The 16,405-nt window shown below is 45.8% G+C and carries 17 protein-coding genes; 11 read left to right on the forward strand and 6 right to left on the reverse strand.

Translation table 11 applies throughout. From position 1 onward, the window contains the following. Window positions 1-38: 38 nt before the first annotated feature. From ACXAH6_RS10710 to ACXAH6_RS10740, 7 genes are all read left to right on the forward strand, one after another. Window positions 39-2,027, forward strand: coding sequence for a choice-of-anchor tandem repeat GloVer-containing protein (locus tag ACXAH6_RS10710; protein ID WP_474876686.1), 1,989 nt, complete (start codon window positions 39-41; stop codon window positions 2,025-2,027). Further along, a complete protein-coding gene (locus tag ACXAH6_RS10715) occupies window positions 2,024-3,892 on the forward strand; it encodes a type I secretion system permease/ATPase (protein ID WP_474876687.1) in 1,869 nt (622 codons plus the stop codon). Before ACXAH6_RS10710 ends, ACXAH6_RS10715 begins: the two co-directional genes overlap by 4 nt. After that, window positions 3,889-5,220, forward strand: coding sequence for an HlyD family type I secretion periplasmic adaptor subunit (locus ACXAH6_RS10720; protein ID WP_474876689.1), 1,332 nt, complete (start codon window positions 3,889-3,891; stop codon window positions 5,218-5,220). The genes ACXAH6_RS10715 and ACXAH6_RS10720 overlap by 4 nt, the downstream gene beginning before the upstream one ends. Before the next feature lie 90 nt (window positions 5,221-5,310). Further along, complete coding sequence (locus tag ACXAH6_RS10725; RefSeq protein WP_474876691.1) at window positions 5,311-5,958, forward strand: biliverdin-producing heme oxygenase; 648 nt, start codon at window positions 5,311-5,313, stop codon at window positions 5,956-5,958. A 39-nt stretch (window positions 5,959-5,997) separates the two neighbouring features. Continuing rightward, window positions 5,998-6,408 (forward strand): YbaN family protein, encoded by a 411-nt coding sequence (locus ACXAH6_RS10730; RefSeq protein WP_474876693.1) that lies wholly within the window; start codon window positions 5,998-6,000, stop codon window positions 6,406-6,408. Beyond that, a complete protein-coding gene (locus tag ACXAH6_RS10735) occupies window positions 6,408-7,280 on the forward strand; it encodes an energy transducer TonB (protein ID WP_474876769.1) in 873 nt (290 codons plus the stop codon). The genes ACXAH6_RS10730 and ACXAH6_RS10735 overlap by 1 nt, the downstream gene beginning before the upstream one ends. A gap of 187 nt (window positions 7,281-7,467) precedes the next feature. Continuing rightward, window positions 7,468-8,574, forward strand: coding sequence for an alpha/beta hydrolase family protein (locus ACXAH6_RS10740; protein WP_474876695.1), 1,107 nt, complete (start codon window positions 7,468-7,470; stop codon window positions 8,572-8,574). Between the two features lie 90 nt (window positions 8,575-8,664). Here ACXAH6_RS10740 and exbD read toward each other — a convergent pair whose 3' ends face one another. Together exbD and exbB are read right to left on the reverse strand one after the other, a co-directional pair. Next, complete coding sequence (exbD, locus tag ACXAH6_RS10745; RefSeq protein ID WP_474876697.1) at window positions 8,665-9,087, reverse strand: TonB system transport protein ExbD; 423 nt, start codon at window positions 9,085-9,087, stop codon at window positions 8,665-8,667. Between the two features lies 1 nt (window position 9,088). After that, window positions 9,089-9,898 (reverse strand): tonB-system energizer ExbB, encoded by an 810-nt coding sequence (exbB, locus tag ACXAH6_RS10750; protein ID WP_474876699.1) that lies wholly within the window; start codon window positions 9,896-9,898, stop codon window positions 9,089-9,091. Window positions 9,899-10,150: 252 nt separating this feature from the next. Here exbB and ACXAH6_RS10755 point away from each other — a divergent pair, with 252 nt between their 5' ends. Continuing rightward, window positions 10,151-10,291 carry a hypothetical protein gene (locus ACXAH6_RS10755; RefSeq protein ID WP_474876701.1) on the forward strand — a complete coding sequence of 47 codons (141 nt, stop codon included), beginning with the start codon at window positions 10,151-10,153 and terminating at the stop codon, window positions 10,289-10,291. A gap of 109 nt (window positions 10,292-10,400) precedes the next feature. Here ACXAH6_RS10755 and ACXAH6_RS10760 read toward each other — a convergent pair whose 3' ends face one another. Beyond that, on the reverse strand, window positions 10,401-10,913 hold the full coding sequence (locus ACXAH6_RS10760; RefSeq protein ID WP_474876703.1) for an alpha/beta hydrolase: 513 nt from the start codon (window positions 10,911-10,913) through the stop codon (window positions 10,401-10,403). A 217-nt stretch (window positions 10,914-11,130) separates the two neighbouring features. On the opposite strand from ACXAH6_RS10760, the gene ACXAH6_RS10765 reads away from it, so the two are divergent. Then, window positions 11,131-11,769, forward strand: coding sequence for a GrpB family protein (locus ACXAH6_RS10765; protein WP_474876705.1), 639 nt, complete (start codon window positions 11,131-11,133; stop codon window positions 11,767-11,769). 139 nt (window positions 11,770-11,908) lie between these two features. Here ACXAH6_RS10765 and ACXAH6_RS10770 read toward each other — a convergent pair whose 3' ends face one another. The 3 genes from ACXAH6_RS10770 to ACXAH6_RS10780 form a co-directional block, all read right to left on the reverse strand. Then, window positions 11,909-13,219 (reverse strand): type II toxin-antitoxin system HipA family toxin, encoded by a 1,311-nt coding sequence (locus ACXAH6_RS10770; RefSeq protein WP_474876707.1) that lies wholly within the window; start codon window positions 13,217-13,219, stop codon window positions 11,909-11,911. Beyond that, window positions 13,219-13,542 (reverse strand): helix-turn-helix transcriptional regulator, encoded by a 324-nt coding sequence (locus ACXAH6_RS10775; protein ID WP_474876709.1) that lies wholly within the window; start codon window positions 13,540-13,542, stop codon window positions 13,219-13,221. Before ACXAH6_RS10775 ends, ACXAH6_RS10770 begins: the two co-directional genes overlap by 1 nt. A gap of 464 nt (window positions 13,543-14,006) precedes the next feature. Then, on the reverse strand, window positions 14,007-14,426 hold the full coding sequence (locus ACXAH6_RS10780) for an Rrf2 family transcriptional regulator (RefSeq protein WP_474876711.1): 420 nt from the start codon (window positions 14,424-14,426) through the stop codon (window positions 14,007-14,009). A gap of 115 nt (window positions 14,427-14,541) precedes the next feature. Between ACXAH6_RS10780 and ACXAH6_RS10785 the strand changes: the two genes are divergently transcribed. Both ACXAH6_RS10785 and ACXAH6_RS10790 read left to right on the forward strand, forming a co-directional pair. Next, complete coding sequence (locus ACXAH6_RS10785; RefSeq protein WP_474876771.1) at window positions 14,542-15,459, forward strand: NAD(P)/FAD-dependent oxidoreductase; 918 nt, start codon at window positions 14,542-14,544, stop codon at window positions 15,457-15,459. A gap of 177 nt (window positions 15,460-15,636) precedes the next feature. Further along, window positions 15,637-16,335 carry an SDR family NAD(P)-dependent oxidoreductase gene (locus ACXAH6_RS10790; protein WP_474876712.1) on the forward strand — a complete coding sequence of 233 codons (699 nt, stop codon included), beginning with the start codon at window positions 15,637-15,639 and terminating at the stop codon, window positions 16,333-16,335. Window positions 16,336-16,405 lie beyond the last annotated feature (70 nt).

Here is a 16,405-nt window from a genome sequence, read left to right on the forward strand (position 1 = left end):
GTTTTTTCTATAGCGATCCCAAAAAGTATGTCATTGGTATGAAATTAACTCGCGTTACCACTTGTTTATTGAGCCTCTGTGCTGGTTTAGTACAGATGTCATGTATCCATGCCCAAGCGGCCGATGAGGTCAGGGTGAATTATCTCACGTCATTGCACGCCTCAGGCCCATCAGGCTGGCCCGCAGCCAGTAATCCTCGTACCTCAGTCATCATGGCAGAAGATGGGAATTTATACGGTATGGCTAACAAGGGCGGACAAGCGTTAGGGCAGCTCTACACCTTACCGGCAAGTCAGGGGCATTATCAAATCGCGTCCGATTTAGAAGACGACTATGACTTGGGCTTACGCGGCTTTTTAAGCCCATTTGTGCAGCACCCAGATTCGTTAGATTTATATTCAACCGCCTATTACCACTTTCAAACAGATACGTACCCCACCAACTATCAAGGGGCGATTTTCCGTACTGAATTTGACGGTGCCTATTTAGAAGTCGTCGAGGAGTCTGTAGGCAATGTGCATCTGCCATTGGGCGTATTGATTTTAAGTGATGACAATACCTTTTACGGCGTTGATCGCGGGCCGGATGACAATGGCCGTATTTACGCTTTAAACGAAAACGGCGAGTTTCAGATCCTGCATGCCTTTGGCACCAGCCCAGCAGGTAAAGCGCAATTTCCCAACGGCATGATTTTGGCCAGTGATGGTTGGCTGTATGGGCTAACGGCCTATCGACGAGGTTATCCGTTCGCTGATGACACACCCACAGACGCAAACACCGAAGTGGGCGCCTTGTATCGACTCGACCCAAGTGATCCACAGAGCTTTGAAATACTGCACACCTTTACGTTGGACGAGGGCGAAATTCCTTGGTGGGAGCGATACTACCGAGGCGAGAATGAATTTGTTGCCGACAATGAAGGCACCGCCGCCTACTTAGTAGAAGGGCCAGATGGTTACCTTTATGGGGCAACATCTATTGGCTCTTGTTATACCACTGGAGTGAGCTTATCAACGGGGAGCCCGTTGTTACGGCCCAGCCCTTTGTGTGGTCGCGACTATGACTATAGCGAAGACGGTGATGTTTATGTGACTGAATATCCTCATTATGACGGACCTACTGCTCACGGGGCCTTATTTCGCATTCAAAAAGACGGTCAGCATTTCTCGATATTGCATCGCTTTAGCGGCGATGATGGCAGCCAGCCCAGAGGCCCTATGGTAGTTGGTCCAGACGGCAACGTTTACGGCACTACCTTGAGCGGTGGCGCGAATAAAAGCTTGTACGGCAGGTTTTACGACGGCAAGCCTTATCCCGAAGACGAAAATGGCATGACCTATGACGGTACCCTTTATCGCTTGGTGTTGGCGGATATTGTCACGGATGAGCAAGATGCAGTTCAAAGCAGTGGTTTTGAACATTTACATTCTTTTAAAGGTGGCATAGGCGATGACGTTGATGGCAAGGTGCCGACGGGGTTGTCGTTAGGCACTAATGGTTATTTATATGGTACTACTCAGTTTGGGGGGCGCGCGTATACGGCTGTGTCAGGCCGAGAGTTTTACAACGATACCGGCGGCACCGTGTTTGAAGTGAGCCTGAATACCGACATTCCCGAAGCCAGCATCACGCTAACCGCCGCCCCCGGCCAGATAGCATTAGGCGAAATTGCTGAAATTACCTGGACCAGTGTGGGCACGGCAAACTGTGCGGCCAGTGGTGGCGCAGATAACGACGGCTGGGAAGGCTCAAGAGAAAACGAGGGCAGTGTTAACGTTAGCCCGAGTACTTCCGGGGTGTATTACTACACTCTGACCTGTGACAACACCTATCGGGTTGGGCAGGTGAGCAATGTGATCACCCTGTACGTAGATGCCGCAGCCACCGAAAATGACGGTGATCGCACCGAATACGGCAACGGCGCAGGCGCATTTGGTTGGCCGAGTATTTTATGTTTATTCGGCGTTAGCGTCTTCGTGAGTTATCAGCGTCGCCAACGGCAGAGTATGCACAAAGGAAAAGTATGAAAGCAGGAGATCGCGACCATCAAACATCGGCATTGTCGTTTTGGCAATCTGAAATTGGGAGGGCGTTACGGTCACATCGGGCAGCACTGATTAGCGTTGCGGTATTCAGCGCGGTAATTAATTTATTGCTGTTGGTTCCCGCAGTCTACATGCTACAGGTGTATGATCGTGTGTTGTCGTCGGCCAATGTATGGACACTGTTCATGCTCAGCGGATTAGCCGTAGGGCTATATGTGCTAATGGGGCTACTTGAGTGGTTACGCAGTATGGTGATGATCCATATGGGCGATAGTTTGGATCAGCAATTAAGCTCGCGCTTGTATCAGGTTAATCTACGCCATCAGCTAACTACGGGGGGGCTGGCAGGTTCTCCAGACGGAAAAGTAGGAATGGAAGACCTCAATCAGGTACGCCAGTACATTAGCAGCAACGGCCTGTTTGCTTTGTTCGACGCGCCTTGGCTGCCTATTTACCTTGGTGTGATGTTCCTTTTTCACCCCGTTTTAGGGTGGGTAGCCATGATTGGCGCAGCCCTATTGGCGCTCTTGTCTGTGATTGGGGAATATTGGTCTCGTCACGCATTGGCGCAATCTGGGCGCTTAGCTGGTCAGGCGTCATCAATGGCCAATGCACATTGGCAAGGGGCTGAAACGGTTACCGCGTTGTCGATGCAGGACAACTTAGCGTCGCGTTGGTCATCGTTACATCGACAGTATATTCGTTATCAGGCGCTGGCGAGTGCGCGAACGGGGCAATTAAGTGCGATCAGTAAAGCCCTGCGAATAGGCCTGCAATCGGCCATGTTATGTGTGGGTGCCCTTTTAGCGATCCAACAAGATATTTCTGCCGGCATGATGGTAGCGGGTTCTATTTTGATAGGGCGTATGCTGGCTCCCCTCGATCAACTCATTGGCAATTGGAAGCAATGGACAACCACTCGCCTCGCGATTAAGAAACTCAACCTGCTATTTCAACATTATCCACCCCATCACAACAGTATGGTATTACCGCGCCCGCAAGGGCATTTACAGTTACACAGTGTGACCTTAGTTGCGCCTGGAGCAAAGCAGCCTTGTTTAAGTGGCTTGTCGCTCTCTGTACAGCCGGGCGAAGTGGTGGGCGTGATTGGAGGATCTGGTGCTGGTAAATCCTCGCTAGCTAAACTGCTAGTGGGTATTTGGCAGCCACGCTTGGGGAAGGTGACATTAGACCATGCAGAATTGAGCCAGTACGGTGAGCAAAATTTGGGGCATTACATCGGTTATTTGGCGCAAGATGTGAGTTTATTTGCAGGGACCATTAGCGACAATATCGCCCGTTTCAGTGTGGCATCTTCTCCCTGTGAACAAGCAAAACGTAATGAAAGCGTTATTGAGGCTGCGAAGCTGGCTGGCGTTCATGAAATGATAGTGGCTTTACCTCAAGGTTACGACACGCCACTTGGCGACGGTGGGGCGGGTTTGTCCGGCGGACAAAAGCAGCGGATAGGGCTGGCACGTGCAGTGTACGGGCAACCCTGTGTATTGGTATTGGATGAACCAAACGCGCATTTAGATGACTTGGCAGAAAAGGCCTTGGCCAGCACACTATCGACACTGAAAGAAAAAGGCATAACAGTGGTGTTGATCACCCATCGTGCGGCGGTGTTAGCACATACCGATAAAATTCTGGTGCTCAATAAAGGCCGTCAACAAGCATTTGGGCCAAGTAAAGAGGTATTGGCGGCGATGCAAAAAGCGAAAATTAAGCCCGTTTCCCAACCCTTGTCTAATCAATCACAAACTCTGGCATCTGGGGTAAGTCAGTTTGCAATGAATACGTCTGCTCAAAACACGTTGAATGTGAATCAAGGAACACGCTCATGAGTGCTTCGGTGTTTTCTTCTTCTCGCTCCACCCACTCTTCTGCTCAACATTATTTGCGTTTGGGGTGGGGAGTCATTGTTGTTGGGTTTATGGGTTTTTTAATTTGGGCGGCACTGGCGCCACTTGACCGCGGAGTGAGTGCAGACGGCACCGTAGTCGTGTCTGGAAACAGAAAAAGCATACAACCTTTTTACAGTGGCGTAGTTGCCGATGTGTTGGTACAAGAAGGCGAGTGGGTTGAATTGGGCCAGCCGTTGTTGCAGTTGGACACAACGCAAGTACAAAAAGAAGTCGACTCGGCCAGATACAAAGTGTACATGGCGATGGCGAGCCAAGCGCGGCTACTTGCTGAAACCGCGTGTGGTGAAGACAACCATGCGTTGAGGTTTCCGCCAGCATTACACCAAGCGGCAGCAACGTATACTGCGGCGAGTGTGGCCATGTCGCTACAAGAGCGCTTGTTTATTAGCCGTGAGCAAGCGTGCAAGGCTGAATTAGCCAGTATTAATGCAAGCCTGCAATCTGCGAGCACACGGTTAAAGGGGTTGGCAAATTTGATGGACAACTTCGAACTGCGGCAACAACAAATGCAGGAACGGATTGCTGCATATGAGTTGATAGAGTCAGATGGGTTTATCTCCAAGCACAGTTTGTTTGAGTTGCGAGATACATACGCGCAGCTGCTCGGTGAAAGTGTATCAACACAAGCAGAGTGGGAAAGTACACAGGTAGAAGTGACAGAACTTCGCGCCAAGCGTGAGTTTTTTCTGGCCGACTATCAGCAGCAAATTAATACTGAACTGGCTCAAGTCACATTGGATATTCAAACTTATCAGTCGACATTAGCCGCAGCCGAATTTCAATTGGCTCACAGCCAAGTACAAGCATCCTCACAAGGCTATATTGTTGGGCTAGCAACATTGGGCCAAGGAAGCGTGATATCAGAAGGGCAGGTTTTGATGGATATCTTACCCGACACCCAGCGATTACAAGTAGATGTAAAACTGCCAGTTCACCTTATCGATAGTGTGCACGCTTCTGACGATGTGGATTTGTTATTTACCGCGTTTAACCTCAGCCAAACCCCCAAGGTAACAGGCAAGGTGATCAGAGTAGCGCCAGACCGTTTAATCGACGAACAAACTCAGCAGCCGTATTATTCAACCCGTGTTATGCTCGATGAGCGCAGTGTGGTTGCATTGAATGGCCTGCAAGTACAAGCTGGTATGCCGGTACAGGTTTTTATTCGCAATGGGGAGCGCAGTTTGCTGAGTTACTTGTTTAAGCCGTTTACCGACCGCATGCCTATGGCCTTTGCCGATGGCTAAGCGATAATGTGTGTAAATGTTCCGACAAGTGGGTAGCTATTCTGGTGAGTTAAGCGTCTTAATATATGTGAATATTTGAAAAGGCGCAAAATGATGACAAGTATCCCTCAGACTCGCCCCCATGAGGGCAATGATGAGCTAGACTCAACGAATGAAGTTAACACCGAAGGACTTTCCGCGTATTTGAAATCGCAAACAACCACTGCGCATGAACGGCTAGATCAGAGTATTATGCGTACTAATTGTTTTCGTGATTTAACCGGGTATCGACAATTTTTGTTGTTACAATATGGTTTTCATTGGGCTGTGCAGGGTTTGTATCGCGACCCTCAATTGCAAGCGTGGTTGCGAGAAGCAGGTTGGCACAGTCGATTTGACGCCCTAACCAAAGATTGTATGGATTTAGGTGTGTCTGATGAGAGTTTAATTTTGCGTCAACAAAGTATTCCACAGGTGGCGGTTGATCCCGCAACGGCATTGGGTTGGGTTTACGCGGTGGAAGGTTCAACCATAGGCGCAGGGTTTTTACTGAAGTTAGCGAAAAAATTAGGTTTGTCGGAAACCTTGGGTGCATCACATATGGCTGGTCACGAACAAGGTAGAGCTAAACATTGGCAGCAGTTTAAACAAGTGTTAGACGCTTTGCCGTTATCACCTCAACAGCGAGAGCGTGCTTGCCAAGGGGGGCGCGATGCGTTTACTTTTGTGCGTGCACAGGTTGATGTGTGTTTTACTTAAGATGATACCGTGAGGATCATCGATTTAAAGTGAGTTTTCATGTTCGCGAAGAGCGCAAATAGTTGGTTTGGTAAGGTGTTTGGCAATCGTATTCTATTACGTATATTGGCCTACGTGAGCCTTGCTATTGGGTTGATAGGTATTGTTGTACCTGGTTTGCCCACCACTGAGTTTGTGTTGTTATCTGCGTGGGCAGCAGCAAAAAGCTCGCCCAAACTGCACCATTGGTTGGTGAATCACAAAGTGTTCGGGCCTAGCATTCAAGCTTGGCAAGATCACGGTTGCATTAGCTTGCGTGTTAAATGTATTGCCACTTTGTCTATGCTGGTGTGCTACTTACTCATGTTTGTGTACGTTAATCATGTTGGTTCTTTAGTGGCCAGTGCTATTGGCATGTCGTTGGGTGCCATTTGGATGTGGCGTCGTCCAAGTGAGGTTCAGTGCAAGTAATGCTTGCCCACACATACTCCACCAATGCCTTTTTACCTCCCACCAAGCAGCGACAATGTCGATGGCTGGCGGCGGCCGGTATTGCGTTATTCATCCACGGCGCAGTGCTTACCGCTTATTACTATACGCCACACAAGGTTGACGTGAAGCCAATTGAAGCCGCTCCTGCGGTGTTTCAAATCGCCCAAATTTTACAAGCGCCAAGCACAGAACAACAGGCAACAGAACAGAGCGCGGCTCAACCACTACCGCCAGAGACTCAGCCTCAAGCCGTTTCAACACCTCACCTTGAAATTGATAAAGCACCGGTTGTTGAAAAAAGCGCACTTACAGTGAAATCAGACACAGAGGCTGATACAAAAGACAATCATGTGGAGACGCCAGACTCACCGCCAGATGAGCGCAAAACACCAGAGCAAACCAACACCGTATTAGAACAGCCTACGCCCACCACTGAGCGTGAATCACCGCAACAAATGACACCACAAACGCCGTCTGTTGCACAAGTTGCCAAGCAGGCGTCAAGCTCGGCCGCGCCCGTTTCGGGATACAGCGACACAGCCTTGTTGTCGTTAAAAACCACGTGGTTGAATGAGGTTATGATTGAGTTGGCGCATGAAAAGCGATATCCGAGACTGGCGAGAAAAAAACAGCAAGAAGGCGTAGTGATTGTTCGTTTTATGTTGTCTCAAGTTGGCGCAGTGGATCAGGTAGAAATTATCAAAAGTGCGGGGGTTAAGCGCTTAGATGATGAAGCCGTTGCATTGATTCATCGCGCATCACCACTACCTCAAGCGCCAGAGACCGTGTTTGCACGAGAAGCCAAAAACGGCGCTGTAGAAATGGTGATCCCCATTGAATTCTATTTGTAAATTGGCTGCGTATATCTCAAGCATGTTAGTCTCTTTCCCTCTCGCTTGTAATCTGCCTTAGAGCGCTTCCTGATAGTCACTGCACAGACGTTGGACTTTTTAGCCTCGTAAGTTAATGTAGGTTGTAACATTGTTGGTCTTGCGCAGTTGCTAGACGTTGCAGTTATAAGACTAAAAGGAAGTGGTTTTGAAAAATCTAAAAGTGACTTTAATTTTGATCATGACTCTGTTTTCCAGTCTCAGTGTCGCTCAGGTAAACGTTGGCGTGGTGAAATTGGAATTTGCAGACGAGCAAAGAATGTCTTGGGACGGAAAACAAAAGCGTCCAATTACTGTGCATGTTTTCTATCCTACACATGATGATGCCCCTTCACCAATTAGATTAGGTAAACCAGGAGAGGAGCTTTTTACAGCGGGAAACGCGATATGGAATGCAACTCCGTTAGCACAAAAGCAACCTTTGATCCTCATGTCTCATGGAACAGGGGGATCAGCACTTCAAATGCTATGGCTAGCAGAAAGACTTGTTAAAAATGGCTACCTAGTAGTAGGTGTAAACCATCATGGTAATACGGCAATAGAAGCTAAAAAGTATGCTGAAGGATATATCCTTTGGTGGGAGCGAAGCAAGGATATAGCGGTTGCATTAGATAAAATAAGTAACGATGAGAACTGGTTTCCTTATATCGACCCGACAAATATAGGTATGGTAGGGTTTTCGCTGGGTGGTTACACCATTATCGCTTCAATTGGCGGTATTACAGACAAATCCCTTTTCGTAGAATTTTGTAATAGTGATAAAAGGGACTTTACTTGCGACGCTCAAGTAGAGTTTGCCAACATTGATCAGGAGTTTAGCAAGGTTAAAAACTCCGATATTGTGAAAGCATCGCTTAAAAGGCAGCATGCTTCTTATAAAATTGATCAAATAAAAGCGGCGGTTGTTTTGTCGCCTGCGGTAATCCAGTCTATTACCGAGGACAGCCTGAAAGGAATAACGATACCAGTTTCAGTAATTGTGGGGACACAAGATACTGTAGCTCCTGCGATATCAAATGCCAAAAGAGTGGCCACTCTTGTCAGCGGTGCTGAATACACCGAAATTGAAGGCGCTGGTCACTACACTTTTTTATCTGAATGTACTGATTCGGGTAAGGTCTACGTGAAAACATTGTGCTCAGACTCTCCTGCGATTGACCGAGCTGATGTACACAACAGGGTCAGTGCGCAAGTATTGAGCTTTTTCAATCGAAACCTATCTGACAGCCGACCATCACATCAGATAAATCGATAAATAGGTCATCATTTAATAACCCCCTACTAAACTGCTTCCATATTGCCGGTTAAGCCTGCTTTCGGTTCTACGACGAGTTTAAGTTTACGCCTACTCCTTAGTGGGTGGACTTTCCAAGGCTACTAAAGCCATGTTGAGGTAGCCTGCGTTTCTTAGTTTGTCCATCAGTGCTATCAAGTGTTCGTAATCTACGGTTTTATCTGCTCGAAGAAAAATAGGCTGTTGTTTGTCTTCTTTCATTGCTTGGTTTAGCGTTTCTGTAAGCGCTGTATCTGCGACAGGTTCACCGTTAATGCGCAACGAGAGGTCTGCTTTTAACGTTAATATCACTGGGGAATCAGGAGGTGTTGTAGGTTCAGTGGCGGCGGTGGGTAATGTCACTTGAATATCCACGGTAGCCAGTGGGGCAGCCACCATAAAAATAATCAGCAATACCAGCATAACGTCAATAAAGGGCGTCACGTTGATGTCGTGGAGTTCTTCTGGTGACTCGTCTTGATGAGAAAATTGCATATTATGACTCGGTTTGCGTGAGGTAGTGATGATCGAGTTCGCGAGACACTAAGCGTTGTATTAGGGCTGAACAATCGATTATCGATGCGCGTATGGCGCTGATTTGTCGATTAATTTGGTTATAAAAAATGACCGCAGGAATGGCCGCGACCAACCCCATCGCCGTTGCAAGTAGAGCTTCAGCAATGCCCGGCGCAACAACAGCTAAGTTAGTAGTGTTGGCTTGAGCAATACCGATGAAACTGTTCATAATGCCCCACACGGTGCCAAATAAACCGATAAAAGGCGCAACTGCTCCCACGGTTGCCAACATGCCGGTGCCGATTTTCATATCGCGTGTCATGGCCGCTTCTACCTGATTACACGCTGAGCCAATGCGTTCTTTTAGCCCTTGATGAATAGGGGGGCGATTGTGAGAGTGTGAGAGTAATTTCTTGCAATGAGAAAGCTCGGTGTTAGCGCAGTCGAGTAAAGCACGTCCCACCCCCACTACCTGAGTATTGTTTATGGCTTGTGCTAATGCGGGGGCTTGTTGAACTGCAACAACACTGCTGCTGAGAATGCGTTTGGTGTGGCGCAACTCCCATAGCTTGGCAAATAAAATACTCCATGTCGCTAGTGAGGCCAGTACCAACAACAGCATAACAGACTTCACTACCCAGTCGGCCGCTGCGAACATACCAAGTGGTGACAGGTCATGAGCGGTAGTTACTGCAAAAGCCTGAGACGGTGAGCACACAAAAAAGAGAAACAATACGCCGGCGTTAAAAAGAGGAAAGGGTTTGGCGTACGGTTTTTGTGTGTCGTGCATAAGGCGGTCCCTGTGTTTACTGATTAATACCTTTATTGGCCTATTAGCTATGACGCGAGAAACCGAAAAAGGGACACCACAAAAGGCAAACAGAAGACGAGCTATAGGTGTTAATCGCTGTTTTGATGGGAATGAATGGTCTGTAATTGCTTTAGTTAATTACAATGATTAGTTTTTATCGATTTAAAAGATTTAGGTCTTGTTCGATACTCTATTCATCAACCGAAGGGTGTCATTTACAAGGAAAAACACATGTCTCAGATCATTAAACAAATCATTAAGCGCAAACCTGCACCGTCACAAACTGCACAGGTTGTGTGTAACTTCAGTAACAACTACTACGGCGATCAGGTGTGCCGTTTGGTAACAACACAACCTGCTCAGCAATCGTAAAAGGTGGCGTTATGTTGTTAATGATAATTACCACGTTAATTTGTTGTGTGCCACTTTGCTTAGTGGCCAATACCAAAGCTGATAGCTAGCTTTGCTGGCTATCCGTTTTTTAGTCTTTACTCTCTGCGCCATTGATACGCACTAAAAATTCATCCCATTGCTGTGCTAGTGTGGGCAATACGCTGTTTAGCCTGTGATCGCCATCAATTAACAGCAAATCACAATGCCGATTTTGCCCATAGCGAATAGCGTGCTCTACTGGGATCACATCATCTTTCCATCCGTGAACAATACTCACAGGGCCTTCATAAGGGTAAGCGTGCTGCGCATAAGTGGGCATATATAGCGCAGGCGCCAGCAAAAATACGCCACACGGCTGGGTTTTGTGGGCCGCAACCAACGAGACATATCCGCCCATACTTGAGCCGACGTAAATCACCTTGCCACTGTATTTATGTGTCGTTGTAATTAGCCGTTCTACCCGTGCTTCAGGGCTTGGTAAATCGCGATAATCAATACTATCAACCTGGCATCCGCGCTTTTTAGCCACTTCACTCAATGTTTTGATTTTACTTCCCCAAGGCCCGCTTTCTTTGCCATGGGAAAAAATAACCGTTGTCATAAATATGTCCTTGTGAGCGTAAATGGAAAGTGTAACCCAAAATAGCGGCCAAAGGCGTCGCAAAGAAATGCGTATATTGCATGAAATGTTGTCGGAGAGTATTTAAGTGTTATGCAGAGTAATATAGATTCATACCGTCCTAGGATGGCTTTGAGTGAATAGTGGACATCTCATTGTCATCACCTAATGGTTGTCGTTAAAATTTTTTTGTATTGACATGGCAACCAACCATCTTAGACTTCTGCGTAATCAATATTGGTTTAACCCTCCCAAAACGAAAATGAAACGCGACGCGATCGATATCATTCCCTATCAAGAAATTTGGCTCGAACAATTTAAAGAGGCAAAAGCAGATTTAAGCTCCGTCTTGGGCAAAACTTCCCTTTGTATCGAGCATATTGGTTCGACCTCGATACAAAATATGCCGTCCAAAGATCGCATTGATATTCAAATCGGCGTAAACGAAATTTCAGGTGAGATTTGCGAGGTAATCAACAGTGCCACAAAAGGCTTTGGTTTCTCAAATGCCTATCTAAGTAAAGACCACCTGCCGCCTAACGAATTTGATGAAGAGGAATGGAGAAAAATTTATTTACAGGGGGTGACTCACAAGTGGAACTTTAAAGCTAACATTCATATTCGTAGAGTAGGCGCTAAAAATTACAAATATGCTCTCTTGTTCAGAGATTTTCTTAGAAACCCTCCTGAATCAGCAACTGCATATTCCAGAATGAAGCAGTCGTTAGCTAAATACACTAGATTTGATAGGGACGCCTACTGTGAAATTAAAGACCCAGTCTGTGATTTGATTATGATAAATGCACGGAATTGGGAAAAATCCAAAAGTCAGATCTAAGTTGCTAACAGTGGGTTTCGATACTGTTCACGCTCGTCATTTTAGTGAATTACCGCTTTTAACCATTTTCATTTTCGCCAGTAGGCGTTTTAGACTTCAATGAGCGAAAAGCTGAAGTGAGTATAGAACTATGAGCATACTAAATATCGAGCCGTAAGTTTTCCTGTATCTCGTCTATCAGTGTTGTTGGTACATCCCATTCCTCAGCAAGCTGACGCCAAGTTGATACGTGCTCAATCGTTGCATCAATAATATCGTCGATCTTTTTCTTGTTAAAAATAGGGCTAAGTTTCTCTAAACTATAGAAATCACTTCGTGTAAATTTATCTCTTTTGCCATTCAAGCTCATCCAATGGCTGTTCACCCATTTACTGCCTGGTTTATAGCTATATGCTAAATCATAAGCTGGTGCGAGAGACCATTTGTCTCTTTTTAACATAAAGGCAAAGTTCTTTGAGTGGTCGTCATGATTTCGAGCAATGATATTGAACGTCATGCGCTTAAATAGCTGCTCAGCGTCAACAGCAGAAAACTTCAACTGTCTGGCAATGCCAAATAACTCTGCGTAAGAAAATGCCCCCGGCTTTTTATAATCAACGTGGGCAAGCCCGTTTAGCGTTTGTACGTGTACTTTGCTGTTTTGAATTCGATCAAACCGTTGTGTAATAAAGTGGCGTCGGTTGCCTTCATGGAGTAAGCGGCATGGCATCATATCGACACCACATTTGTTAGCCATTAAATGATAAACAAACTCCATTGCTCCATAGCCTAATGGGTCATCGAAGGTTTCTTGATTTTTGTTGTGTTCGCTAACGCCGTCAAATTTCATCAAATAATGAGTAAAACCACTTGGCGCTTTGGCTTGGCCGGAGCGAACTTGAGTAAAATCTTTATTGAATGCTAATACGGCTTTCGGTCGCGCGCCTCCCGCACTCATGCCAACTGATAATAAAGACATCATTGCCTCTCGATCATCTTGGCCATTTTGTTTGAGTTCTACTTCAAAATTACCTCGTGAATCTAAGATCTCTTGTGCAATTGAAACGAGCGATTGGATTTCTACTTGTTGTGAAGCATTTAAACTTCGTAACTTTGTAGCAGGCGCATACTCAAGAGCGCCCATGCCTCGCTTTCCCGTATATTGGAGGCGTTGCAGTGGGGTAATGTCACTCGGTGAACGACCTTGACCTGCAACCCATGCGTTGAGTACAGCGTTACCAAAATCATCAGGTAAGGAGTCAGCGATTAAACCTGGTAGCCCTTTAAAGGTATTGAAATCCAGTTCGGGAAAGCTATAAATGCGATTCGATAATGGCATTTTGATCGGGGACAGCTCGATGCCTTTTTTTATGAAGCCTGGATCATATTCAAATGACCCAAGTCCCTTTTCAGTGTCAAAACTCACCGCACCAACAACATCGTCTTGGTATGTTATTGTAATGGCTTCCATTACCATTCTGGTGTTTCCTCATCTTTGTTACTGCGCTGGCCAGAGGCTCTCTGCCTTTTCTTTCCTTGCAGTTTGGCCAGCTGTAAGGGAGAAATGTCTTGTTTAGGGAGAAATAGATCAATCTGCTGGGTGAGATCTAATGCCATTAATATAGCAATCATGATGTCGAGCTGAACTTTTCCCTTTTCTGCATTTAAAACCGTTTTGCGAGCAATGCCAGCAAGCTCCGCAACTTCAGATTGTGTGAGGTTTCGATTTAGTCGAGCTTGCTTCAATCTGTCGCCGATCTCTTCTGCTAATGCCGTAGCTGTCAAATCTTTCACTATAAAGTCCTGATTTGGTTACATTATTCGGAGTATTTATGCTTAATGTTCTTAATTTAGGACTTTAAATTAATGCTGTCAAGTTTCTACTTAGAGTCCTATTTTGGTTACATTAAGTGATTTTAAACCTATTGGAGTAACCATTTTTGGGCTTTATGCGATCTTTAGAGCACATTATTCATAACAGATAAAAGCGATAATCGAAGGTGAGCATAGAATTCTCTACATAATGGGGCAACAAACTGTTGTCCCACTCAATTATATAGAAATCGTTATAGTTAAAATCCGCTGATGACCATTTTCAGTCTCATCAGTGGCTGTTTAAGACTCAAATGAGCGAGAAGCGGTCATCGTTGGTCGGCCTTTGATGAGCAGCTATAGACAAGGATCGGACATCCTGTTCACCATGAATGGCTATCCTATACGACCAAGTCTCTATCGGTTGTTCGAGTAGGAAACAATAGTTAAGAATTAGATTCAAAGTCTTTGCCCAACTCTGCTAACGTCACCTCTCCAAATCGTTGAAGTAGAACCGCTTCAGCATCATACATAGCATCCGCTAATGCACGATTTACTGCATGCTCAATCACACAGTTGTTGTGTTCATCTGTAAGCCCTATTGTAAAAACGCTGCTTTCACCCAATGCTCGGTGTATATCCAATAAGGTGATTTCCGCTAATGGACGTTTCAACGACCATCCACCGTTATGCCCTTTAATAGATTCAACATAACCGCACTCTCGTAAAAGAGCCATTGTACGGCGCACTACAACAGGGTTAGTAGTGAGCATATTCGCAATGATCTCCGACGTAACTGGATGCTCATGCACATCCAAATGAATCAACACATGTAGTACTCGTGAAAGCCGACTGTCTTTTCTCATTCTTGTTTCTCTTCGTTACCCAGACAAATCATAACACGAAACTTTTAATGTTACATGACTCGTGCTAGCCTATATACGTAACAACAAATGTTACATTAAAAGTTGGAGCTTAGTGATGATGTATGACGTGATTATTGTAGGAGGCAGTTTTGCTGGTTTTGCCGCAGCTATGCCGTTAGTTCGTGCACAGCGAAAAGTCTTGGTGATTGATAGCAATTTACCAAGAAATCGCTTTGCCGCTGAATCGCACGGTGTATTTTGCCTAGACGCAAAAACACCTGCCGAAATACGTAAAACTGCTCTAGAGCAACTTCTCGTTTATCCTACTTTCGAATTCTGGCAAGACGCTGTAACTACTGTCGAACAACAAGGAAACCAGTTTTCGATTCAGACGAGACAAGACATGAGAGCCAAGGCCAAACGGTTAATAATAGCTTGTGGGATTACTGATAAATTGCCCGAATTGACCGGGCTTCAAAAGTACTGGGGAAAGAATGTAGTGCATTGCCCCTATTGTCATGGATATGAGTTGCGGAACACGGCGCTAGGTGTTCTGGCCACATCTGAATTGTCGATGCATCAAGCCGCGATGGTTCCTGATTGGGGAGACACCACTTTGTTTACTCAAGGAGTATATTTTCCGGAACCTACTTTCGAGACGTTTCTCCGATCTCGCAATGTGAATTTCGAGCATTCGCCTGTTGTGGCGGTAAATGGCAATGATGAAAAGATGGAGTCAGTAGAACTCGCTGATGGAAGAATAATTCCACTAAGTGGATTGTACGTTGGCCCCCAGACCCAAATAACCTCCCCTCTAGTGAATCAATTGGGTTTATCTCTGTCAGATGCGCCGTTAGGGAAAGTTGTCGAAGTGGATGAATTAAAGGAAAGTTCTATAAAAGGCGTCTACGTTGCGGGAGACCTATCCAACCCAATGCAGAATGGTACTTTAGCAATAGCATCTGGCACTATAGCCGGCATAAGCACACATCAATCATTGATTTTCGAAGGTTTAGGGCTAAACAACAAGTGATTGTAGACTGTCCAACCAGTGGCTTCTTGTTTTTAGCTGCCAGTAATGAGCGAATAGCGATTTCCGCTATTCGCTCATTACTGTCGTTTGGTATTTTATTACTTTCCCACAAATGTCTGGTGTTCACGCAAAGGTCAGTTAGTCTATACAACAAATTGATTTTTAGTGAAAAGCAACATGGCAAAACATTTGGTATTAACCGGAGCATCTTCTGGAATTGGTCGAGAACTAGCGAAACTGGCGCACGCACAAGGGTACGTGCTCAGCTTGTGTGGGCGAAGTGAGGAAAAGCTCGCTGCTACTATGTCTCAATTGCCGAATGACAATAACGTGTATCACGAACATTTTTGTTTAACCGACGCTCAGGCTCGAGAAGCGTTTTTCAACCATGCCGTTGCGGCAAATGGGCCAATTGATATTTTGATCAATTGTGCGGGTTTGAATAACGTCAGACAAAGTGGCGAAGCCACCCAAATTGAGCAACTTGATTGGTTAATGCAGGTAAACTGTTATGTGCCCATCGCTTGTATGCAAGCCGTTCTGCCGCGCATGCGAGAGCAAGGGCAGGGTGCTATCGTCAATGTGCTGTCTACGGTTTGTTTGTTTGCCAACCCTGGAATTGCGGCCTACACAGCGAGTAAATCGGCATTAGATGCTTACACAAAAGTGATGCGCAAAGAATTACTCGGTAGTCACATTAAAATGTTATCGGTTTATCCCGGTGGCGTAGATACCGACTTCAGAGAGGCTGACCGACCGAATTATTTAACTGCCGAAGATGTTGCCAAAGCCATCATGGGCCAGTTAGATACCACTGCCTCTGCGCATATTCATGAGTTAGTGATTCGTCCAGAAAGTGAGTCTAATTTTGTGTAAGCGAACCATGAGTACCGAAAAATAACGTGATTAAACCCATTTCTTGTTATTGTATTTACGTTTCATAAAC

The organism is Alteromonas sp. ABE4_545, from assembly GCF_056161325.1.